The organism is Pararhodobacter oceanensis (assembly GCF_003076755.1).
In the GTDB taxonomy this organism is placed as follows: Bacteria; Pseudomonadota; Alphaproteobacteria; order Rhodobacterales; family Rhodobacteraceae; genus Pararhodobacter; species Pararhodobacter oceanensis.
The window spans coordinates 29,750-50,030 of sequence record NZ_QDKM01000010.1 but is presented as its reverse complement, the minus strand read 5'-3'; the positions used below and the strand labels follow the sequence as shown (position 1 = coordinate 50,030).

The 20,281-nt window shown below is 64.7% G+C and carries 21 protein-coding genes; 5 read left to right on the top strand and 16 right to left on the bottom strand.

Features of this window, described 5'->3' with window-relative positions:
- Positions 1–18: 18 nt before the first annotated feature.
- The 11 genes from DDE20_RS19060 to DDE20_RS16245 form a co-directional block, all read right to left on the bottom strand.
- Positions 19–159 (bottom strand): hypothetical protein, encoded by a 141-nt coding sequence (locus DDE20_RS19060; protein ID WP_165814541.1) that lies wholly within the window; start codon positions 157–159, stop codon positions 19–21.
- Positions 156–806 carry a hypothetical protein gene (locus tag DDE20_RS16290; protein ID WP_116559588.1) on the bottom strand — a complete coding sequence of 217 codons (651 nt, stop codon included), beginning with the start codon at positions 804–806 and terminating at the stop codon, positions 156–158. The genes DDE20_RS19060 and DDE20_RS16290 overlap by 4 nt, the downstream gene beginning before the upstream one ends.
- A gap of 2 nt (positions 807–808) precedes the next feature.
- Entirely contained in the window at positions 809–2,032 is a 1,224-nt protein-coding gene (locus tag DDE20_RS16285) for an NADH-quinone oxidoreductase subunit D (RefSeq protein WP_116559587.1), read from the bottom strand.
- Entirely contained in the window at positions 2,029–2,646 is a 618-nt protein-coding gene (locus tag DDE20_RS16280) for an NADH-quinone oxidoreductase subunit C (protein ID WP_116559586.1), read from the bottom strand. Before DDE20_RS16280 ends, DDE20_RS16285 begins: the two co-directional genes overlap by 4 nt.
- A 10-nt stretch (positions 2,647–2,656) precedes the next feature.
- Positions 2,657–3,202 (bottom strand): NuoB/complex I 20 kDa subunit family protein, encoded by a 546-nt coding sequence (locus tag DDE20_RS16275; protein WP_116559585.1) that lies wholly within the window; start codon positions 3,200–3,202, stop codon positions 2,657–2,659.
- A complete protein-coding gene (locus tag DDE20_RS16270; RefSeq protein ID WP_116559584.1) occupies positions 3,193–3,558 on the bottom strand; it encodes an NADH-quinone oxidoreductase subunit A in 366 nt (121 codons plus the stop codon). The genes DDE20_RS16275 and DDE20_RS16270 overlap by 10 nt, the downstream gene beginning before the upstream one ends.
- Positions 3,559–4,011: 453 nt before the next feature.
- On the bottom strand, positions 4,012–4,797 hold the full coding sequence (locus DDE20_RS16265) for a crotonase/enoyl-CoA hydratase family protein (protein ID WP_116559583.1): 786 nt from the start codon (positions 4,795–4,797) through the stop codon (positions 4,012–4,014).
- The gene (locus tag DDE20_RS16260; protein WP_276308538.1) at positions 4,794–5,663 is read right to left on the bottom strand and encodes a hydroxymethylglutaryl-CoA lyase; all 870 of its coding nucleotides are present in this window, start codon (positions 5,661–5,663) and stop codon (positions 4,794–4,796) included. The genes DDE20_RS16265 and DDE20_RS16260 overlap by 4 nt, the downstream gene beginning before the upstream one ends.
- On the bottom strand, positions 5,656–6,309 hold the full coding sequence (locus DDE20_RS16255; protein ID WP_116559581.1) for a glutathione S-transferase family protein: 654 nt from the start codon (positions 6,307–6,309) through the stop codon (positions 5,656–5,658). Before DDE20_RS16255 ends, DDE20_RS16260 begins: the two co-directional genes overlap by 8 nt.
- 120 nt (positions 6,310–6,429) lie before the next feature.
- Entirely contained in the window at positions 6,430–8,973 is a 2,544-nt protein-coding gene (locus DDE20_RS16250; RefSeq protein ID WP_116559580.1) for a penicillin-binding protein 1A, read from the bottom strand.
- Positions 8,974–9,106: 133 nt separating this feature from the next.
- Complete coding sequence (locus DDE20_RS16245; protein WP_240608147.1) at positions 9,107–10,414, bottom strand: N-acetylmuramoyl-L-alanine amidase family protein; 1,308 nt, start codon at positions 10,412–10,414, stop codon at positions 9,107–9,109.
- A 696-nt stretch (positions 10,415–11,110) separates the two neighbouring features.
- Between DDE20_RS16245 and DDE20_RS16240 the strand changes: the two genes are divergently transcribed.
- A complete protein-coding gene (locus tag DDE20_RS16240; protein WP_116559579.1) occupies positions 11,111–11,935 on the top strand; it encodes a DsbA family protein in 825 nt (274 codons plus the stop codon).
- 718 nt (positions 11,936–12,653) lie between these two features.
- On the opposite strand, the gene infC is transcribed toward DDE20_RS16240, so the two are convergent.
- A complete protein-coding gene (gene infC, locus DDE20_RS16235) occupies positions 12,654–13,109 on the bottom strand; it encodes a translation initiation factor IF-3 (RefSeq protein WP_240608146.1) in 456 nt (151 codons plus the stop codon).
- Positions 13,110–13,387: 278 nt separating this feature from the next.
- Here infC and DDE20_RS16230 point away from each other — a divergent pair, with 278 nt between their 5' ends.
- Positions 13,388–14,356, top strand: coding sequence for a hypothetical protein (locus DDE20_RS16230; RefSeq protein ID WP_116559577.1), 969 nt, complete (start codon positions 13,388–13,390; stop codon positions 14,354–14,356).
- 297 nt (positions 14,357–14,653) lie between these two features.
- On the opposite strand, the gene DDE20_RS16225 is transcribed toward DDE20_RS16230, so the two are convergent.
- The 3 genes from DDE20_RS16225 to DDE20_RS16215 form a co-directional block, all read right to left on the bottom strand.
- Complete coding sequence (locus tag DDE20_RS16225) at positions 14,654–15,490, bottom strand: ferredoxin--NADP reductase (protein WP_116559576.1); 837 nt, start codon at positions 15,488–15,490, stop codon at positions 14,654–14,656.
- 141 nt (positions 15,491–15,631) lie between these two features.
- The gene (locus DDE20_RS16220) at positions 15,632–16,069 is read right to left on the bottom strand and encodes a DUF934 domain-containing protein (protein WP_116559575.1); all 438 of its coding nucleotides are present in this window, start codon (positions 16,067–16,069) and stop codon (positions 15,632–15,634) included.
- Positions 16,070–16,209: 140 nt separating this feature from the next.
- Positions 16,210–17,835 carry a GMC family oxidoreductase gene (locus DDE20_RS16215; RefSeq protein WP_116559574.1) on the bottom strand — a complete coding sequence of 542 codons (1,626 nt, stop codon included), beginning with the start codon at positions 17,833–17,835 and terminating at the stop codon, positions 16,210–16,212.
- Between the two features lie 158 nt (positions 17,836–17,993).
- On the opposite strand from DDE20_RS16215, the gene DDE20_RS16210 reads away from it, so the two are divergent.
- A complete protein-coding gene (locus tag DDE20_RS16210; protein WP_116559573.1) occupies positions 17,994–18,464 on the top strand; it encodes an Lrp/AsnC family transcriptional regulator in 471 nt (156 codons plus the stop codon).
- Positions 18,465–18,596: 132 nt separating this feature from the next.
- Here the strand turns inward: DDE20_RS16210 and DDE20_RS16205 are convergent, their stop codons facing one another.
- The gene (locus DDE20_RS16205; protein WP_165814540.1) at positions 18,597–18,905 is read right to left on the bottom strand and encodes a DUF4389 domain-containing protein; all 309 of its coding nucleotides are present in this window, start codon (positions 18,903–18,905) and stop codon (positions 18,597–18,599) included.
- A gap of 182 nt (positions 18,906–19,087) precedes the next feature.
- Between DDE20_RS16205 and DDE20_RS16200 the strand changes: the two genes are divergently transcribed.
- Together DDE20_RS16200 and DDE20_RS16195 are read left to right on the top strand one after the other, a co-directional pair.
- On the top strand, positions 19,088–19,288 hold the full coding sequence (locus DDE20_RS16200) for a hypothetical protein (protein ID WP_116559571.1): 201 nt from the start codon (positions 19,088–19,090) through the stop codon (positions 19,286–19,288).
- A gap of 231 nt (positions 19,289–19,519) precedes the next feature.
- Positions 19,520–20,128: a class I SAM-dependent methyltransferase gene (locus DDE20_RS16195; RefSeq protein ID WP_116559636.1), complete on the top strand. Its 609-nt coding sequence runs from the start codon at positions 19,520–19,522 to the stop codon at positions 20,126–20,128.
- Positions 20,129–20,281: the final 153 nt, after the last annotated feature.

Below are 20,281 nucleotides of genomic sequence, written 5' to 3'. Positions count from 1 at the left end.
ATACCAGGGGTTTACACATCAGTCGCGCGCCCCCGTCGAATGAGTGTCGCGCTCTATGCGGATCTGTTGGCGCGTGGCGGCAGGCTGGCTGGCGATGAGTGTCGCAGCAAACAGCAGGGCGGCGGTGATTGCGAGAATGGTCATTGCGATCAAAGTCATTGCGTCACCTCTTCGGCTGCGGTCTGGTTATGCGCCAGATGCCATGCGGCCAGCGCGGCCTCCAGCGTGGCGCTGTCATCCACCGGATCGGCGGCGCAGAGCGGCGCCGAGAGGTTCACCTGCGAGGCGTCCTCGCTCAGATCGGCAAGCCCGCCCTCAAGCATCACGGTGACGATATCGCGCGAGATCTCGGGGCTGAACCCGTGACCGGGCAGGATATCCCCCGCCTGCGCATCCGACATGCCGCAATCATTGTCGCGCAAGACGGCGACAAATTCGGCGCCGCGCGCAGGGGTGAAATCAGGCTCCCATGGCTGCAGCGTGGCCTCTTGGCTGGCGAAGGCCGAGACGATCAGCGCCATCGAGTCGCTGCCCTGCGCGGTGCAGAGCTGCTCGGAAAGGATCAGATGCTCAAGGTCATCGGACACCCGCACCAGTTCGGCGCCATACAGGATATCGACAAAGCTCTGCACTTCGATCGCGTCGAGGCCCAGCGGCTCGAGCGCGGCGGGCGCCTGCTGGCCGGCCATCTCGCAGCCGTTGTCGCGCACCGCATCGACCAGAATCGCCGCCCGCTCGGGCGAGAAAGCCGCCGCGGGCGCCGACAGTCCGGCGGTCAATGCGATCGCCGCGAGGGGCGCTGCCAATCTCACCGGTCCACCTCGCCGAACACGATATCCATACTGCCGAGGATCGCCGAGACATCGGCCAGCATATGACCTTTGGCCATGTGATCCATCGCCTGCAGGTGCAGGAAACCGGGCGCGCGCAGCTTGGCGCGGTAGGGTTTATTGGTGCCATCGGCGACCAGATAGACGCCGAATTCGCCCTTGGGGGCCTCAACCGCGGCGTAAACCTCGCCGGCGGGCACGTGGAAGCCCTCGGTATAAAGTTTGAAGTGATGGATCAGCGCTTCCATCGAGGTCTTCATGTCACCGCGTTTCGGCGGCGTGATCTTGCCGCGGGCCATCACATCGCCCTGCCCCTCGGGGGCGCGCAGTTTGGCAATCGCCTGCCGGATGATCGAGGTCGATTCGCGCATCTCGGCCATGCGGCAGAGATAGCGGTCATAACAATCGCCGTTCTTGCCCACAGGGATTTTGAAGTCGAATTCGTCATAGCATTCATAGGGTTGCGCGCGGCGCAAATCCCAAGCCAGACCCGAGCCACGGACCATGACGCCCGAGAATCCCCAATCGGTGATCTCTTCTTCCGAGACCACACCGATATCGGCGTTGCGCTGTTTGAAAATCCGGTTTTCGGTCAGCAGCGTGTCGATATCATCAAGTTTCTGGGGGAATTCCTCGGCCCATTTCTCGATGTCGTTGATCAGCGCGGGCGGCAGATCCTGATGCACACCACCGGGGCGGAAATAGGCGGCATGCAGCCGCGCCCCCGAGGCACGCTCGTAGAAATCCATCAGCTTTTCACGCTCGTTGAACCCCCAGAGCGGCGGCGTCAACGCGCCAACGTCCATCGCCTGCGTGGTCACGTTCAACAGGTGGTTGAGCACCCGCCCGATTTCCGAATAGAGCACGCGGATCAGGCTGGCGCGGCGCGGCACCTCGGTGCCGGTGAGCCGCTCGAGGGCCAGACACCAAGCGTGCTCCTGATTCATCGGCGCCACATAGTCGAGCCGGTCCAGATAGGGCAGGTTCTGCAGATAGGTGCGGCTTTCCATCAGCTTTTCGGTGCCGCGGTGCAACAACCCGATATGCGGGTCGCAACGCTCGACGATCTCGCCGTCAAGCTCGAGCACCAGACGCAGCACGCCGTGTGCCGCAGGGTGCTGCGGGCCGAAGTTGATGTTGAAATTGCGGATTTTCTGCTCACCGGTCAGCGTATCGGTGAAGCCTTTGGTTCCGTCCATCATTTCGCCGCCCCCTTCTCGTCACCGGGCAGAATGTAATTCGCGCCTTCCCATGGCGACATAAAGTCGAACTGGCGATAGTCCTGCGGCAGGCTGACCGGTTCATAGACCACGCGTTTGGCGTCCTCGTCATAGCGGACTTCGACATAGCCGGTGGTCGGGAAATCCTTGCGCAGCGGATGGCCGCGGAACCCGTAGTCGGTGAGGATGCGGCGCAGGTCGGGATGGCCCGAATAGAGGATGCCGAACATATCGAACACCTCGCGCTCGAACCAATTGGCCGAGGGGTGGATATCGGTAATCGAGGCGATCATCTCATCCTCGCGCACCGCCGATTTGATGCGGATGCGCTGGTTCCGATACATCGACAGGAAATGATACACCACATCGAACCGCTGGCGGCGCTGCGGGTAATCGACGGCAGTGATGTCGATCAGCGTCGAGAACCGGCAGGTCTCATCGGTCTTCAGGAAGCGCACGAAGTCGGCGATCGAGCTGGCGGTGACGGTCACCGTCAACTCGCCGAAAGCCACCGACACCTCTAGCACGGCGTCGGGCTGTTTGACTTCGATATAGGCGCCCAGTTCTTTCAGGGCGTGATCTTGGGCGTCGGACATACGCGCCTCCTCAGCGGATCAAAGTGCCAGTGCGGCGGATTTTCCGCTGCAACTGCATAATGCCATACATCAGGGCTTCGGCGGTCGGCGGGCAGCCGGGAACATAGATGTCCACCGGCACGATCCGGTCACAGCCGCGCACCACCGAGTAGGAATAGTGGTAATAGCCGCCGCCATTGGCGCAGGAGCCCATCGAGATCACATAGCGCGGCTCGGGCATCTGGTCGTAGACCTTGCGCAGCGCCGGTGCCATCTTGTTGGTCAGCGTGCCGGCAACGATCATCAGGTCCGACTGGCGCGGGCTGGCGCGCGGCGCGGTGCCGTAACGCTCGAGGTCGTAACGCGGCATCGAGGCGTGCATCATCTCGACCGCGCAGCAGGCCAGACCAAAGGTCATCCAGTGCATCGAGCCATTGCGCGCCCAATTGATGATATCGGCGGTGGTGGTCAGCAGGAAGCCCTTGTCCTGCAACTCGGTGTTCAGGGCCTGGGTGGCAACCTCACGGTCGGCACCGGCGGTATTGGCCCCAGTCTGAAGCGCGTTGGTCACTCCCATTCCAGAGCCCCCTTCTTCCATTCGTATGCAAAGCCGACGGTCAGCACGCCCAGAAACACCATCATCGACCAGAACGCGGTCATGCTGATATCGGCAAAGGCCACCGCCCAGGGAAACAGAAACGCGATCTCGAGGTCGAAAATGATGAACAGGATCGCGACCAGATAGAAGCGCACATCGAATTTCATCCGCGCATCGTCAAAGGCGTTAAACCCGCATTCATAGGCCGAGACCTTTTCCGGGTCGGGATTGCGCACGGCGATGATCATGGCCGAGAGCATCAGCACAAGTCCAAGCCCGATGGCGATCACAAGAAAAACGATGATGGGAAGGTAGTCTCGGAGAAGATCGTCCACCGTTGGCTCCTTTAGCGCAGTTTGCACCGGTAAACCGGCGTCCTAGGCTGCTCAATTTAGCTTGTTGCACCGTTTACTCTGGCAGGCACACGGGGTCAACCGAAGGTCCGGCGCGTCAGGGCCAATAAAAGCCCCGATTGCAGGGCATTCTATCGCGCCGCGCGGCGCATCGCGACTCATTTGCGCGGCGGTGCTGGCGTGCGGGTAGTTCCGGGGCGGATTTGGCGCGGATTCGGGCGGAATATATGGGCATGGGCGCGGCGGGATGCGGGGATTTGCCGCGCGGGCTGGCGCTATTGGCGCCGGATTATGCACTTGCGGCATGGCTGCGCGCCCTGCCCGCGCCATGGCAGATGATTCGCGTAAAGATATATGAAAACTATATGGTTTTCGCCGCAGCATGCGCGCGTGATTCGACCCCGCGCGCGGTGCGGCGCGCGCGGGGCTTGTTGGTTAACGCAGCCAGTCGGGTTTGCGCTTGTCAAAGAAGGCCGAGATCCCCTCGGCGGCCTCGGGGCTTTCCCAGCGCGCGACCAATGCCTTGATCGACTGCGCCACATCATCCGCGCCGATACCGCCGCCCAATTGCAGGGCCAGCGCTTTGGCCGAGGCCACCGCGCCGGGGGCGCAGGACAGATAGGGTTTGACCTCCCCCTCAACGGCGGCGTCGAGGGCATCGGGGGCGACGGCTTTGGCCAGCAGCCCCAGCGTCACCGCCTCCTCGGCGCCAAAGAGACGCGCCGACATGAACACGCGGCGCGCCATCGCCTCGCCCATACGGGCCAGCACATAGGGGCCGATGGTCGCGGGGATCAGCCCGAGACGGGTTTCGGTCAGGCCGAATTTCGCGCCCTCAACCCCGATGGCCACGTCACAGACCGAGATCAGCCCGATGCCGCCGCCGAACGCCTGCCCCTGTATCCGCCCGATCAGGGGTTTCGACAGCGAATTCAGCGCACCCAGCATCCCCGCCAGTTGCCCCGCCTGTGCGGCGCGCGTGGCGCTATCGGCTTTCATCTGTTCCTGCATCCAGCCCAGATCGCCGCCAGCGCAGAAACTCGCCCCTTCGCCGGTCAGCACCACCACGCGCACCGCGTCGTCGCTGTCCAATTGTGCCGCCGCGCGGGTTAGTTCCTCGATCATCAGCGCCGACATCGAATTATGTTTGTCGGGCCGGTGCAGCGTCAATGTCGCCACGCCGCGCGCGTCCAGCTCGAGTTTGATTGTCTCCCAGCTCATGCGGATTCCCTCATTTTACGTGCCATATCAGCGGCTTGATTGATGATCTGCGCGTCCAATCCGGTGCGGTAGCCCAAGGATTCGATGCGCGCCATGGCGGCTTCGGTGGCGACATTGCCCTGCGCGCCGGGCGCATAGGGGCAGCCGCCCAAACCACCGACCGCCGCGTCAAACACCCGCAAGCCAAGCGCCAGCGCCGCCTCGATATTGTCGCAGGCGCGGCCCGATGTGTCGTGGAAATGCCCTGCCAGCCGCGCGGCGGGGACTTTTGCCAGCACCGCTTGCAGCATCGCGGTCAGGCTCTCGGGCGTGGCTTGCCCGATGGTGTCGCCTAGGCTGATCTCGTAGCAGCCCAATGCGTCGAGTTTCTCGGCCAGATCGGCGACGGCTGCGGGCGGGGTCGGCCCGTCAAACGGGCAGTCGGTGACGCAGCTGATATAGCCGCGCACCGGAATGCCGTCGGTTTTGGCGGCCTCGATGATCGGCAGGAAGCGTTCAATCGACTCGGCGATGGTGCAGTTGAGATTGGCCTTGGAGAAGCCTTCCGAGGCGGAGGCAAAGACCGCGATCTCATCGGCTTTGGCGGCCTTCGCGCCCTCATAACCGCGCATATTGGGCGTCAGCGCGGCATAGGAGACGCCCGATGCGCGGGTGATACCGGCCAGCACCTGCGCCGAATCCGCCATTTGCGGCACCCATTTCGGGCTGACGAAACTGGCAACCTCAAGCCGTTTGAAACCGGCGCGCGACAGCAGATCGACCAGCGCGATTTTCTCGGCGGTGGGGATCATGCGCTTTTCGTTCTGCAAGCCGTCGCGGGGGCCGACCTCGAAAATCTCGACATAAGTCTGGGGGCTGTCAGCCACGGGCGTCTCCATAGGTGTCATGTAAATACAGTTCCGCCGGACCATCCGCCGCCAGTGCCGCCTGATAGGCGGGGCGTGCGGTCAGGCGCTGGTGCCACGCCTGCACGCGGGGCAGACCGGTCAGCGGCACAAAGCGGCGGGCGAGATCGGTGGAACTGCCGATCATCACATCCGCGGCGCTGAACCCGCCGTGCAGGATATAGTCCTGATCACCGAGCGCGGCCTCGATGCCTTCAAGCGTGCGGCGCAGGCGCAGGGCTTCGAGACGCTGCACCACCGGGCTGCGATCCTCGCGGCGCAAGACGATATGATGAAAGGTGAGCTGCGCCAGATGCTGGGCGATGGTCTCGCCGTAATGCAGCCACTCAAGGTATTGGCCGCGCTCACTATGACCGGCGGCGCGGCCCAGAGCGGGGGCGCGGGTCTCGACCAGATATTCCAGAATCGCGGCGGATTCGAACAGCACCTGATCGTCGACTTCCACCACCGGCACGCGGCCTGCGGGCGAGAGCGCCAGAAACGCCGGATCGCGCAGACCCTTGCCGCCAAAGCTGTGATAAGTGACGTGATGGGCGAGACCGGCCTCATGGAGGAACCACAGGATGCGAAAGCTGCGGCTCTGCGGCGCGTGGTGCAATGTGATCATGGCTCTCCCCCTCTGCGCCCAAGTTTGCACCGCTGTTTCGCCCGCCGCACGCCCCGCCTGCAAGTGTGACGCAGCGGCGCGCAATGGGTCAAAGCGCCAGCGCTCGCGGCTTATCGCAGGTTAATAGAGCCCGCCGGAGCTGAGCGTGCCAAAGCTGGAGCCTTCGCGCAAGATCACCCCGCCGCTGTCATCCTCGACCACTTCACTGCCGATCTCGACCCCGTCCTCGGTGACCAGCGGCCCGTCGAGCGGCTCGGGCGAGAATACCGGCAGCGAGCCGCCGATCATAAAGCCGCCGTCGATCAGCGCGTCGACACCGAACACCGGCTCTTCGCCGTCGCGGAAGTATTCGGCCACCACATCCGCGCCCGAGGCATCATCGCCCATACGCTCGCCGGTGAAGCGGTTGATGCGGATGAAATGCCCGCCCGGGGGAACCTCGAAACGACCCCCGCCGAATTCCTCGACCGCGTGGCGCATGAAATCGGTGAACACCGGCGCGCAGGTGCCGCCGCCCGAGACGCCGCGGCCCAAGGACCGCGGGCGGTCAAAGCCGATGTAGCAACCGGCGACGATATTGGAGGTATAGCCGACAAACCAGACGTCGCGGGTGTCATTGGTGGTGCCGGTCTTGCCGGCCACCGGCACCGGCAGGCGCACCCGTGTGGCGGTGCCGCGCTGGACCACGCCCTGCATCATCGAGGTAAGCTGGTAGGCGGTGATCGGGTCCATCACGCGTTGGCGGTTGGAGGCAATCCACGGCGCTTGACCGGGGGGCAGATCGGGCTCGGAGCATTCGACGCATTGGCGCTGGTCATGGCGGTAGACGGTGCGGCCCCAGCGGTCCTGCACGCGGTCCACCAGCGTCGGCTCGACCCGCTCGCCGCCATTGGCGAACATTGCATAGGCGGCAACCATGCGAAACAGCGAGGTTTCCTGCGCGCCCAGCGAGTTGGCGAGGAAGGGCTGCATGCGGTCGTAAACGCCGAAACGCTCGGCATAACCGGCGACCACATCCATGCCGACCTCTTGCGCCAGCCGCACGGTCATCAGGTTGCGCGATTGCTCGATGCCCATGCGCACCGGCGTCGGGCCGTAAAACTCACGCGAGGCGTTTTGCGGGCGCCAGATACCGTCGCCGGTGTCGATCTCGATCGGCGCGTCAATGACGATGGTGGCGGGGGTGAAGCCGGAATCGAGCGCGGCGGCATAGACAAAGGGTTTGAACGCCGAACCGGGCTGGCGGCGCGCCTGGGTGGCGCGGTTGAAGCCCGATTGCTGATAGGAAAACCCGCCCTGAATGGCGATCACCCGGCCGGTGTTGACGTCCATTGCCATGAAGGCGCCCTGCACTTCGGGCACCTGCCGCAGCGACCAGCGCATAAAACTGCCGTCCTCATCCGAGGTGATCGCGCGCACATGCACCACATCGCCGACTTGCAGCGTGTCCGACATCGAACCGGGCAGCCAGTCGATATCGGGGCGATCCACCTGCCCGATCTCGCGCTGGCCCTCGATGCCCAGACGGGCGCGGTCGGCGGTCACATCCAGCACCACGGCGGGATACCACGGGTTGCCCAGCGTGATATCGCGGGCCACATCGGCGGCGGCGAGGGCCTCGCGCCATGTCGCCTCATCGGCCAGCACTTCGGGCTCGAAGCGGATGCCGGTGCCACGCCATGTGCCGCGGCTGCGGTCATAGGACTCCAAAGCGCGCTGCAGAGCATGGGCGGCATGGACCTGCAATTGCGGGTGCACGGTGGCGCGGATCGACAGGCCGCCGGTGAAGAATTCCTCTTCGCCGAAGGACGAGGACAACTGCCGGCGGATTTCATCGGTGAAATAGTCGCGCTCGGGCAGGCTTTCGCGGAACGACTCGATATCGCCGCTTTGCACAGTATCAAGCGGTTGCGCGCGTGCCGCCTCGGCCTCGGCCTCGGTGATATAGTCGTTGTCGACCATCTGCCCGATGATCCAGTTGCGCCGCTCGGTCACCCGCTCGCGGGCGCGCACCGGATGGTATTCAGAGGGCGCTTGCGGCAGCGCGGCAAGGAAGGCCATTTCCTCGATGGTCAGGTCTTCGAGGGTCTTGTTGAAATAGGTCTGCGCGGCGGCGGCGACGCCAAAGGAGTTCTGGCCGAGGAAAATCTCGTTGAGATAAAGCTCGAGGATCTGGTCCTTGCTCAGCGATTGCTCGACCCGCCACGCCAGAATGATCTCGCGGATTTTACGCTCGATGGTGCGGTCCGAGGACAAAAGGAAGTTCTTCATCACCTGCTGGGTGATCGTCGAAGCGCCGCGCACATTCTGCCCGCGCGAGGTGATCGCATCGCGCAGGGCCGAGACCATGGCCAGCGGGTTGAACCCCTCGTGTTCATAGAACAGCCGGTCTTCGGCCGAGATAAAGGCGGCGCGGACCAGCGGCGGGATGTCCTCGATGGGGGTGAACAACCGGCGTTCGCGGGCGAATTCGTCGATCAACCGCCCCTCGCCCGAGTAGATCCGGCTGATCGTCGGCGGGCTGTAATTGGCCAGTTGCTCGGTCGAGGGCAGATCATGGGTATAGACCCAGACCACGCCGCCGACAGTCAGCGCGCCGAAAAACAGGCCCAGCACGATGAAACTGAACAGGCTACCGAAGAAGGACAGGATCGCTCGGGTCATATACCGCTCTGGTTGCGCCACAATTTTGGCTCTGCGCTGTCTATAGGGGCAAGCGGCCCTCGGGTCAAAAGCTTGCGCCACGTCACCGGCGGAAATCGCGCAGAGGTGATGGGGTGTGGTGGTTTGGCGGGGTTTAGCGGCGGCGGAGTGCGGCCTGTGTCGCCTCCTCGGCCACCCAAGCATCCAGTCCGGTGATCAGCGCCTGCGCCATCTGCGCCCGCCAGCGCCGGTCGCGCAGCCGTTCGCGGTCGGTGGCATTGGACAGAAACCCGACCTCGATCAGCGCCGAGGGCACCGAAGGCGATTTCAGCACCGAAAACGCCGCCTGTTGCCACGGATGCCGGTGCATGCGGATATCGCGCCCCTCGATCGCCTCGACCAGCGCCCGCGCCAGCCGCTCGGTGGCGGGCGAGGTCTCGACGCGGGCCAGTTCCATCAGCACCGCGGCGACGGTCTCATCGGTGCCGGTCAGATCGACGCCGCCGCCAAGGATATCGTCGCGGTCATGGCGCTCGGCCAGCGCCGCCGAGGCTTCGTCCGTGGCATCCTCGGACAGCGTATAGATGGTGGCGCCGCGCGCCTGCTGGCCCTCGAGCGCATCGGCATGGAGCGAGAGAAACACATCGGCGCGGGTGGAATGGGCGACGGTGATCCGCGCCTCGAGCGAGACAAAGACATCCGAATCGCGGGTCATCACCACCTCATAGCGCCCGGTGCGGCGCAAGGCGGCGGCCAGCTCGCGGGCAAAGCGCAGCATCAGATGGGATTCGGTGACGCCTTGGTAGCTGGCGCCGGGATCAACGCCGCCATGGCCGGGATCGAGCACCACGCGGGTGAGACGCTGGCCAAGCGGCACGCGCGGCGCGGTCTCGGTGAGCGCCGTGTCGGGCGTCGCTGGGGTGACCTGACCGAGGGTGGCGGCTTGGGCGGCGAAGTCTTCGTCACTGAGCGGCGTGAGTTGCAGCGAGAGCAGCGCGCCGGCGGTCTCGCTGCCCTGCCCCGTCGTTGGCGCGGTGCCGTCAAGGCTGCGCAATTCGGCCTGCGCAAACCCCATCGGGCGGGTCAGCTCAATAACCAAACGGCTCCAGCCGCTGCCGGTCTGGCCGACGCGCAGAGCGGCGACGGCACCGCTGAGGGGCAGTGAGGCGGGGTCAAAGCCGCTCCAGTCGACGGTGTGGAAATCGACCACCGCGCGGGGTGGATCCTGCATCAGCCGCGTGCGCCAGGGCACCGGCTGGGTCAGCGGCAGCTGGAGCGCGACGCTGCGCCAACCGGTCTCGAGCTGCAGCGGTCCGGCGACCCGCGCGAGAGCGGCGCGGTTTTGGCTGTGGTCCTGGGCATGGATTTGGGCGTGGAGCGGTGTGGCAAGCATGAGCAGCACGCCGAATAGCCCCGCCAGCGCCCGCCGGATGGTCACTCTTGCCCGAAATTCAACCTGCATGCGCCGCCCTCCTCTACCCGCCCTCCCTAGCGCGATTACCGGTGGGGAGGGAAGCCGGAGGCTGCGGCATACGCATTTTTGATACGGTGAGTTTCTTGCCTGTGGCGCATCGCCCCCTGTTTGGCCCGTGGCCACCACGGGCCGCGCCCGACCCTCCCCACGGGAGGGCGCACTGGCGAGGTCACGGGCAGCACGTCCGACAGTTCAGCTTGCAAGCGCCCGCGTTGTGGCAAAGGGGTTTGCGCCCGCCCAGGGTCGGTCGCGGCCCTTTCCGCAGTGTATTGGATGTGGAGGTGGGGCGATATTCTCGCCAAACAACACCAGTTGATTTCTGCGGATCATTCCCCACCCGACACGCCCGTGGGCACCACGGGCCGCGCCCGACCCTCCCCCCGGGAGGGCGCACTGGCGATGGCAGCGACAGCGCGACCGACAGTTCAGCTTTCGAGCGTCCACTTTGTGGCACCGGCATTGGCGCCCACCCAGGGTCGGGCGCGGCCCTTTGCGCTCGGCTCGGGCGGTTGGCGGCAGGGTGGCGCAGAGCCGTCTTCGTCATTGCGACCGTCATGCACCTTGGCAGGGAGTCAGCCACGCGGCTTCACGTTTGGGTCAGAATTTCCGCCCCTTTACGATCAGGGCTTGATCTTGCCCTCGCCAAGCGCCCACACTCCGCGACCAATTCAATAAGGAGTGCGCATGTCCCGCCTGTCCAACCCCTTCGTGGCCCTGCCCACTATCCTGCCGACCGCCCTAACCACCTCGCTGTCGCTGACCACCTCGCTGTCGCTGGCCGCCGCGCTGTTTCTCAGCACCGCCCCGCTGGCGGCGCAAACCGCGCCGGCCACGGACGCCGAACGCGTCGCTTTTGGCGAGGCTGTGCGCGCCTATCTGCTCGACAACCCCGAGGTGATCTTTGAGGCGGTGGCCGAATTCGAGCGCCGCACCGCCGAGGCGCAATCGGGGATGGACGCCACGCTGGTCGAGATCAACGCCGATGATATTTACCACGACAGCCATTCCTATGTCGGCGGCAATCCCGATGGTGACCTGACGCTGGTCGAGTTCATGGACTACCAGTGCAGCTTTTGCCGCCGCGCCTATCCGCAGGTGGTGGATTTCATCGAGGGTGACAGCAATATCCGCCTCGTGATCAAGGAGTTCCCGATCCTCGGGCCGCAGTCCGAAGTGATGAGCCGCTTTGCCGTGACCGCGCTGCAATTGGGCTCGGATGCGCAGTATCTTGAGGGGCATGAGCGGCTGGTGGCCTGGGACGGGGAATTCTCGCAGACCAGCGCGCGGTTGCTGGCCGATGAGCTGGGGCTCGATCCCGAGGCGGTGCTGGCGCATATGGATAGCGCCGAGGTCGATGCGGTGCTGCAGGAAAACCGCGCGCTGGCGCAGCGGCTGCAGATCAGCGGCACGCCAACCTTTGTCATGGGGGCTGGCGCGGCGGGGGAACTCTTGCGCGGCTTCATGCCCGCCGACCAGATGAGCGAGATCGCCGCGCAATTGCGCGGGTGAGTGCAGCGGCCTTGTAAGGGCTGGTCTCGTGAGTTGCAGAACGCCGCCCCAAAATGGGCGGCGTTTGTAATTGGAGACCCTCCGTTTTAGCCGTCCCGCCCGGGGGCACCCCGGGCCGCGCCCGACCCTCCCCCCGGGAGGGCGCCTTGGCGACATCCTTCACCGCGCATCCGGCATCTATGCTTTTGGGCGCAGTCTGCTGCCGGACCGATACCAGCGCCCTCCCAGGATCGGGCGCCGCCCTTTTTGCGTTGCGGAGGGCTTGAAACACAACGCGCTTCAAGGGATGCCAGCCTCCATATGGCGAACCGCATGCAGCTTGATGCCCGCTTTCACCGGCAGCGCTTAGACTGCAGCCTTTAGCAGAGCAACATTCCCCGACTGTCACGCCCGTGGGAAACACAGGCCGCGCCCGACCCTCCCCATGGGAGGGCGCCTTGGTGAGGTCTTGAGGGGTTTCACCGACATCAATGCTTTGAAGCGCAGCGCTTTGTGGAAAGCGCGCGGGCGCCCTCCCAGGGTCGGGCGCGTCCCTTTGCGCATGGCATTAAGGTTGGTCAGCAGTCTTGCGGCCTGACAACCGTCTCTTGCAACCTAGCTGATCCACCCGCAGGGCATGGGCGCGACCCTATGCGCTTTGAGCCGCCGAGGGGTTCACAAAAGCAAAACGCCGCCCATCTCGGGGCGGCGTTGTCATTCGGATCACTTGCACCTGAGATCAGCGCGGGCCGATCATCATCACCATCTGGCGGCCCTCAAGCTTGGGCATATTCTCGACCTTGCCGATCTCGGCCACATCCGCGGCAATCTTGCGCAGCAGTTCTGCGCCCAATTGCTGGTGCGCCATCTCGCGCCCGCGGAACCGCAGCGTGACCTTCACCTTGTCGCCGTCTTCCAGAAACTTGAACACATTGCGCATCTTGACGTCATAGTCATGCGTGTCGGTTCCGGGCCGGAACTTGACCTCTTTGATATCAATGGTCTTTTGCTTTTTACGGGCTTCGGCTTCGCGTTTTTGCTGTTCATACTTGAACTTGCCGAAATCCATGATCTTGCAAACCGGCGGGGCCGCGTTTGGCGAGATTTCCACAAGATCCAGTCCGGCTTCTTGTGCAAGCTGCAAGCCCTGCGCCGGTGTGACAACACCGATGTTTTCGCCTTCCGCGCCAATCAAGCGGATTTCGGTCGCCCGAATCCGTTCGTTGCTGCGGGGTCCGGTGTCACGGCTGGGCGGGGCATTATGAGGTCTGCGGGCTATGGTTCAATTCCTTTGTTTATGGGTCGTCGCGCGGGAAAATAGCCCCGCGGGCGGTGTTGTGCAAGGTGCCATTGCGCCATGGCGCGCTTTGACCCCCCTGTTTGGCGCGATATAACGCCGATTTGCGGGACGCAGCATTGCGCCGCTTCCAAAACACCGGTAATTCCCAAAAAACACATGGCGGAGGACCACCCATGAAAAAGACCTTAATCATCGCGGCGATTGTTCTGGCGGCAGGTATTGGCATCTGGGTTGCGCAAAAAGATCCCGCGCCCGCACCGGTGACGGTTGCCGAAACCGAAGAGGCCTCGATCGAGGCGCCGGCAGAGGTGGTGGTCGAAGAGACCCCAGAAGAAGAAGCTGCAGAAGAAGAAGCCGCAGAGACCCCGGCGGCTTTGGTGGATCAGGTGACCGAGGCTGCCGAAGACGCCGCCGAGGCGGTTGAAGAGGCAATGGGCGACGCAGTGAATGACGCGCAAACCGCGGTGGGCGAGATGATCGACGGGGCCGAAGAGCTGACCGGTGACGCTTCGGATGCGGCGGATGCGGCGGGGGATGCTGCGGGTGATATGGCCGGTGATATGGCTGATGACGCCGCAGAGGCCACCTCGGAGGCTGCCGACGCGACGATGGAGGCCGCTGAAGAGACCGGCGATGCCGCTGCCGAGATGGCTGGTGACGCCACCGAGGCAACCATGGAGGCCGCCGAGGAAGCCTCGGATACCGCCGCCGAGATCACCGAGGGCGCGGCCGAGATGACCGAAGAGGCTGCCGACACTACGGTAGAGGCTGGCGCAGATGCTGCCGGTGACGCGGGTGGCGATGTGGCCGAGACCGCGATGGAGGCCGCCGAGGAAACCTCGGACGCAGCCGCCGAAATCACCGAGCGGTCGGCTGATATGGCTGAGGGCGCTGATGCCGGGGCTGAGGCAAGTGCGGAAGCGGGTGCTGAAGCCGGTGTTGAAGCGGGGGCAGAGACCAGCATGGCGGAACTCTTCTCGCCCGAGGGGTTTGACTTCGATCAGGCGATGGCGGCGATTGACGCCTCGGACCTGTCGGAACTGCGCAAAACCGTGGCCCGCGGGGCGCTGGAAGGCGCACGCGACAACCCCGAGCTGCTGGACGGCGCCCTGACCCGCGTGCGCGGCTTCCTCGGCCTGTAAGCGCCAAGGCGGAAATGACAAAGGCCCTCGCGTTTCGCGGGGGCCTTTTGCTTTGCATCTCTCACCAGCGAGATAAAGTAACGATCGCTGCTTCGAGGTTCAAAACACTCTCGCGAGAGCATCTTTCGGTTGCGCCCGTGGGCACCACGGGCCGCGCCCGACCCTCCCCCGGGGAGGGCGCATTGGCGATGTCACCCGCAGCTCGGACGACGTGGGTGCGTTTAAGCGAGGCCCTCAAAGGCAAGGCGGCGCGCGCCCACCCAGGGTCGGGCGCGTCCCTTTACGCCGAAGACCGGGTTATTCCCCCACAAACGCCTTCTCGACCACAAACTCGGCAGGGTCCGAATTCGCACCCTCGCGCAATCCCCAGCCCTCCATCAGCGTCTTGATATCCAGATTGAACCCCAGCGAACCGCAGACCATCACCCGGTCGGCCTCAGGCGTCAGCGGGCCGGCAAGATCCAGATCCTCGAACACTTTGCCCGAGGCCAGATTGTCGGTGATCCGCCCCATGAACGGGGTCTCTTCGCGGGTCGTCGTCGGGTAATATTGCAGCTTGCCCTCGACCATCTCGCCGATCAGGGGATCCTCGCGCAGCGCGGCAATCAACTGCCGCCCGTATTCCAGATCTGCGGCGTCGCGGCAGGTGTGCATCACCACCACCGACTCGTATTTCTCATAGGTCTCGGGGTCGCGGGTCAGGCTGGCGAAAGGGGCAAACCCGGTGCCGGTGGCCAAAAGCCAGAGCCGCTTGCCCGGCAGGAGCGCATCATGCACCAAAGTGCCGACGGGCTTGGGCCGCAGGATGATCTCGTCGCCGACGCCGATATGCTGCAGCTTCGAGGTCAGCGGCCCGTCCTGCACCTTGATCGAATAGAACTCCAGTTCGTCATCCCAGGACGGCGAGGCGATCGAATAGGCGCGCAGCAAGGGCTTGCCATTGTCGCCCATCAACCCCAGCATGACAAACTCGCCCGAGCGGAAGCGCAGGCTTTGCGGCCGCGTGCAGCGGAACGAAAACAGGCTCTCGGTCCAATGCTGCACCTGGGTAACGGTCTGCGCATCGGGCAGGGTTTTCGCACGGGGCGCAGGCGCAGCGGCGGCGGTGGCGGGCGCAGGGGTGGTGTCTGGCATGAAATGGAACCTCGATTGGAATGAACACCGTCTATAGCGGTCTTACTTAATGCGGAACCCCCGCGATGTCACCGGTGCTGCAGCTGCGGCATAATGCGGGGGGGTGGTTTCGGCGGGCCTCGTCGCGGCAGTGAGCGCGGCTCAACCGGTAAAGGGGCTGCGGGCGATGCCCTCGGGCGCCCAAGTGTCGAAAAACCGCCAATGCTCGCGGGGCTGGCGTTGGGCTTGGTGGCGGTCGAGTTCCACTTCGGAAAACCCCGCCCGCCGCGCCAGCGTGTAAAACCGCGCCAGCACCGCACCATGGGCGCGCAACCGGCCCCTATAGCCCTCCGCGCGCAGCGTCTCGGCCAGTTCCAACGCCTCGGTATCGCCGAAATGACGCAGCCGCAGGCGGATCATCCCGCATCTGGGCAGCGCTGCCCGCAACCGCTGCCAATCGCGCGGCGAAAGCTCTGCCGAGCGCAGGTCAATGCCCAGCCGCCAGCCGCCATCCGCCGCATCCGAAAGCGCGGCCAGCGGCACATAACCATGCCGCCAATCATCCGGCGCGAAGCCCTCATCTGTCACCAATATCGCCATATCCCTACTCCGCCTCGGGTCACTGCAAGGGCAGAATGCGCGCCCAAAGCGCGGCGCACCATGACACGGATCAAATAACGGGGGTCAAATGGCGCGGGTCAAAAAGCGGGGGCATATATGGCGCAGATACCGGAGCAAATTCACCCCGCAGAGGGCGCGGTCGCCAAGATCCGCTGCGCGCCCAGCCAGCCGATCAGGATCGCCGGTGCATTGGTATTGCCGCCGATCAGCGTCGGAAAGGCCGCGGCATCGCAGACCCGCAGCCCGTCGATCCCATGCACCCGCAGATCGCCATCAACCACCGAGCTGGCCGGATCGCGCCCCATCCGCGCGGTGCAGGAAGGGTGGAATACGGTGCCCGAGCGTTGGCGGAAATCCTCGACCAGCGCGTCATCACCCGCGACCTGCGGACCGGGGCGCAGCTCCTCGGCGATCAGCGTCTTGAGCGGCGCCTGTTCGGCAATCCGGCGCAGCATTTTCACCGCCGCCAGCATCTCGCTGACATCCTGCGGGGTCGAGAAGACATTGCCGTGGATACGCGGCGGGGCCAGCGGATCGGCGGAGGCCAGTTCCACAGACCCGCGACTGCTCGGGCGGCAGTTCGACAGGCCGATCGAGAGGCCGGGGAACGGATCAGGGGTCAGCACCGGCCGCGTCTCGCCGCGCGGGATCAGCGTCGAGAAGGCCTGGAAATAAAGCTGCATATTGGGCCGCTCCAGCGCCGGATCGGTCTTGAAAAACCCGCCCGCATGGTTGATCGACACGCCCAAAGGTCCGCCGCCGGTCAGCAGATATTGCAGCCCGACACGGGCCTTGCCCCACCACGGGCGCAGGATCTGGTTTAGCGTCGGGACCGTCATCCGGTAGGTGTAATTGATCCCCTGATGGTCATTGAGATGCGCGCCGACATTCGGTTGATCAAGCCGCACCTCAATGCCCTGATCGCGCAGCATCTGCGCCGGACCAATCCCCGAGAGCATCAGGAGCTGCGGCGTATTGATCGCGCCACCGGCAAGGATCACCTCGCCGCCCAGCGCCCGCAGCAATTTGCCCTTCCACAGGTATTCCACACCAATCGCGCGCCGCCCCTCGATCAGCACACGCGTTACCTGCGCGCCCGTGCGCAGCGCCACGCGCCCCGTGGCCAGTGCCGGACGCAAGAAGGCCCGCGCCGCCGAATTGCGTCGCCCGCCCTTGATCGTTAGCTGGTAGATGCCCGCGCCCTCTTGCTGCGCGCCGTTGAAATCGGGGGTGCGCGGCAGGCCAGCGGATTCGCAGGCCTGCAGGAAGGGCGCGACCAGCGGGTGCGCATGGGCTTTATTCGAGCGGATATGCAGCGGCCCGCCCTGCCCGCGCCAGTGATCGCCGCCATCGGCGCAATCCTCGATCTGCCGGTAGGCGCGCAACACCGCCTCCCAGCCCCAGTCGCTGCGGCCCGTGGCACGCTGCCAATCGGCGTAATCCCCCGCATGGCCGCGCACCCAGACCATCGCGTTGATCGAGGAGGAGCCGCCCAAGATCTTGCCCCGCGGCCAGTAATCGCTCTGCCCGTTCAAGCCCGCGTCGGGCTCGGTGCGGTAGCCCCAGTTGACCTTTGGGTCATAGAAGGTCTTGCCGTAACCCAGAGGCATCTGCACGAAAAACCGCCGGTCACTGCCGCCCGCCTCCAGCACCAACACCCGCTTGCCCGCAGTGGCGAGCCGCTCGGCCAGAACCGAGCCCGCCGAGCCCGCGCCCACAATGATATACTCGAATGCGCCGTCCATTGCCGCCTCCCGCCGCGGGTCTCTCCGGCACAGTCAAAACCCAGCACCCCTCAACACGCAAGAGCCGATATCAAAGCGCCAGCAAACGCCAGCACGCGCCGATGCTGGACGCTGTGGCCGATGGACGCTAAAACAGCGCCGACGCCATAGGACATGCCATGACCCGCCCAGACCTCGACCCGCTCGACCGCAAAATTCTGATCGAGTTGCAAGACGACGCCAGCCAGTCGCTAGACGATATCGCCCGCAAGGTCGGCTCGTCGAAAACGCCGGTCTGGAACCGTATCCGCAAGATGCGCGAGGCCGGGGTGATCGGCCGCCAAACGGTGCTTTTGGATCCCGAGGCGCTGGGGCTCGAGGCCTGTTTCTTCGTGCTGGTGCGCACTTCGGAGCATGATCAGGAGTGGCAAGACCGGTTTCTCGCCTCGGTGCGCCGCCGCCCCGAGGTGCAAGAGGCGCATCGCCTCGCCGGTGACATCGACTATATCCTCAAGGTGCGGGTCAAAAACGCCCGCGCCTATGACGTCTTTTATCAGGGCCTGATCCGCGATGTGAAAATCCACAATGTCACCGCGCTCCTGTCGATGGAAGAAATCAAATCCACCACCATCCTGCCGGTCACCCCCTAAGCCCCCACTTTATGCTTTAAATATCCTCGGGGGATCCCAAGGGGGTGGAAAACCCCCTTGGTGGCGTGTGGGGCCACCCCCACCGGCGCGCGGGGGCTCGATGCCCCCAAGCGCCGCCCTAACAGCCCCCCCTCAAGACCCCATCGGCGTCCAGGGCCAGGGCTTCTGGTCACTCGCCGCCGATTGATAGCGCGCCGCTTTCGCCACCCAGGCCCCGACCATTGATCCGAAATCGCCCAGTTCCTCATTCGGCTGGCCCTTATTGGCGATCATGATCAGCACCTGCAGTGCCGCCACCGCCAGCAGGATCGACTGCGCGCCGCTGATCATCAGGGTGATCACGATGATCCACAGAATGCGCGGCCATAACTCGCGCGGGCCGGGGTCGAAGCCCTCCTCCTCTTCGTCCAGATGCGGGTGCTGGTCATCGCGCTGCGCCATGGGGCCTCCGGGGTCTTGGGTGATGGTTTGAGCCGAATAGTGAACCGAGTCTTGCTGCCCTCCCATGGTGCAATGCGCCAAGGGGCTAGGGCAAGGGCCAAGGACAGCGGCTAAGGGCGGGGGGTTGCGCGAGCGGGGCTGGATTTGCATGATGGCCCCCTCGGAAGGTTACCGGAGGTCCTATGGCGCGCCATCACCTGATGAAAACCAATAGGGGACGCGCGCGGCGCGCGCTGCACCGGCGGCTGCGCGAAGAAGACCCCGATCACCGCCCGCCTGCAAAGATGTCCGCCAAAGAGGTCTGGCGCGAGCGGTTGTTGCTGTTCGGGCTGTTTCTGGCGTTCATCGCGCTGATTGTGATTGCCGCGATCTGGGATATCTAGCGCCTTGGGCCTTACGCGATCCGCGCAATCGAAGTGAGGCAGGATTGCCGGTCAGATGCGATGCGGCAACCGTGTGACTGGCGCGCCGCTGAAACCGCCTGACCTGCCCCGGCCAATGGACATTCTCCCCCGCGATGCCCTATGGACAAACCGCGCGTGGCAAGGGTCTGCGCGCGGTATTGAACATGGGCGCGGGGCGGGTTTGCACCGCAGGGTGATGGGAGGATGACGATGTCTTCTACAGGGTCTTCCCCCGCGCTGCGCGTGGATTTCACCTCGGGCGCGGTGGCGCACCGGCTGCGCTTTGGCGGCGGGCGCGGGCAGGATCTGGCCAAGGCGATGGGGTTGCGGCGCGGCAACACCCCGCAGATTGTCGATGCCACCGCCGGTCTGGGCCGTGATGCGTTTTTGCTGGCCTCTCTGGGCGCCGAAGTGACCATGATCGAACGCTCCGCACAGATGCATGCGCTGATTGCCGACGCGATGGCGCGGGCGGTGCAGGAGGGCGGGGTTTTCGCCGAGATCATGGCACGGATGGCGCTGATCCAAGGCGACTCCAAAGAGTTGTTGCCCGCGCTTGCCCCCGAGGCGGTGCTGATCGACCCGATGCACCCGCCCAGCCGCAAATCCGCCTTGGTCAAACGCGAATTGCGCGAGGTGCGGGCGATTGTCGGCAGTGACGAGGATGCGGCGGATCTGATGCGCGTGGCGCTGGCGGCGGCGCGCAAACGGGTGGTGCTGAAATGGCCCGCCAAGGCCGATCCGATCGCGGGTATCCGCGCGCCCTCGCATCAGATCCTTGGCAAATCAACGCGTTATGATGTCTTCATGACCGGCTGACACCGGCACCTAGGCGCGCAATCCACCGCGCGAATAGATATCATACAGATAATCAATTTCTCCACCCCGCCCGCCTGCGCTAGATTTATCCGGTGCAAGGCCCGCGCATTGCTGCGGAGCCGCATCCGAACCCGCAAGGCGGTGCTGCCTTGC

Excerpts from the sequence above, each read along its gene's own strand:
- DDE20_RS19060 (WP_165814541.1), bottom strand. The coding sequence starts at position 159 with ATGACTTTGATCGCAATGACCATTCTCGCAATCACCGCCGCCCTGCTG.
- DDE20_RS16285 (WP_116559587.1), bottom strand. The coding sequence starts at position 2,032 with ATGATGGACGGAACCAAAGGCTTCACCGATACGCTGACCGGTGAGCAG.
- DDE20_RS16280 (WP_116559586.1), bottom strand. The coding sequence starts at position 2,646 with ATGTCCGACGCCCAAGATCACGCCCTGAAAGAACTGGGCGCCTATATC.
- DDE20_RS16275 (WP_116559585.1), bottom strand. The coding sequence starts at position 3,202 with ATGGGAGTGACCAACGCGCTTCAGACTGGGGCCAATACCGCCGGTGCC.
- DDE20_RS16265 (WP_116559583.1), bottom strand. The coding sequence starts at position 4,797 with ATGAGCTGGGAGACAATCAAACTCGAGCTGGACGCGCGCGGCGTGGCG.
- DDE20_RS16255 (WP_116559581.1), bottom strand. The coding sequence starts at position 6,309 with ATGATCACATTGCACCACGCGCCGCAGAGCCGCAGCTTTCGCATCCTG.
- DDE20_RS16250 (WP_116559580.1), bottom strand. The coding sequence starts at position 8,973 with ATGACCCGAGCGATCCTGTCCTTCTTCGGTAGCCTGTTCAGTTTCATC.
- DDE20_RS16245 (WP_240608147.1), bottom strand. The coding sequence starts at position 10,414 with ATGCAGGTTGAATTTCGGGCAAGAGTGACCATCCGGCGGGCGCTGGCG.
- DDE20_RS16240 (WP_116559579.1), top strand. The coding sequence starts at position 11,111 with ATGTCCCGCCTGTCCAACCCCTTCGTGGCCCTGCCCACTATCCTGCCG.
- DDE20_RS16230 (WP_116559577.1), top strand. The coding sequence starts at position 13,388 with ATGAAAAAGACCTTAATCATCGCGGCGATTGTTCTGGCGGCAGGTATT.
- DDE20_RS16225 (WP_116559576.1), bottom strand. The coding sequence starts at position 15,490 with ATGCCAGACACCACCCCTGCGCCCGCCACCGCCGCCGCTGCGCCTGCG.
- DDE20_RS16220 (WP_116559575.1), bottom strand. The coding sequence starts at position 16,069 with ATGGCGATATTGGTGACAGATGAGGGCTTCGCGCCGGATGATTGGCGG.
- DDE20_RS16215 (WP_116559574.1), bottom strand. The coding sequence starts at position 17,835 with ATGGACGGCGCATTCGAGTATATCATTGTGGGCGCGGGCTCGGCGGGC.
- DDE20_RS16210 (WP_116559573.1), top strand. The coding sequence starts at position 17,994 with ATGACCCGCCCAGACCTCGACCCGCTCGACCGCAAAATTCTGATCGAG.
- DDE20_RS16205 (WP_165814540.1), bottom strand. The coding sequence starts at position 18,905 with ATGGCGCAGCGCGATGACCAGCACCCGCATCTGGACGAAGAGGAGGAG.
- DDE20_RS16200 (WP_116559571.1), top strand. The coding sequence starts at position 19,088 with ATGGCGCGCCATCACCTGATGAAAACCAATAGGGGACGCGCGCGGCGC.
- DDE20_RS16195 (WP_116559636.1), top strand. The coding sequence starts at position 19,520 with ATGTCTTCTACAGGGTCTTCCCCCGCGCTGCGCGTGGATTTCACCTCG.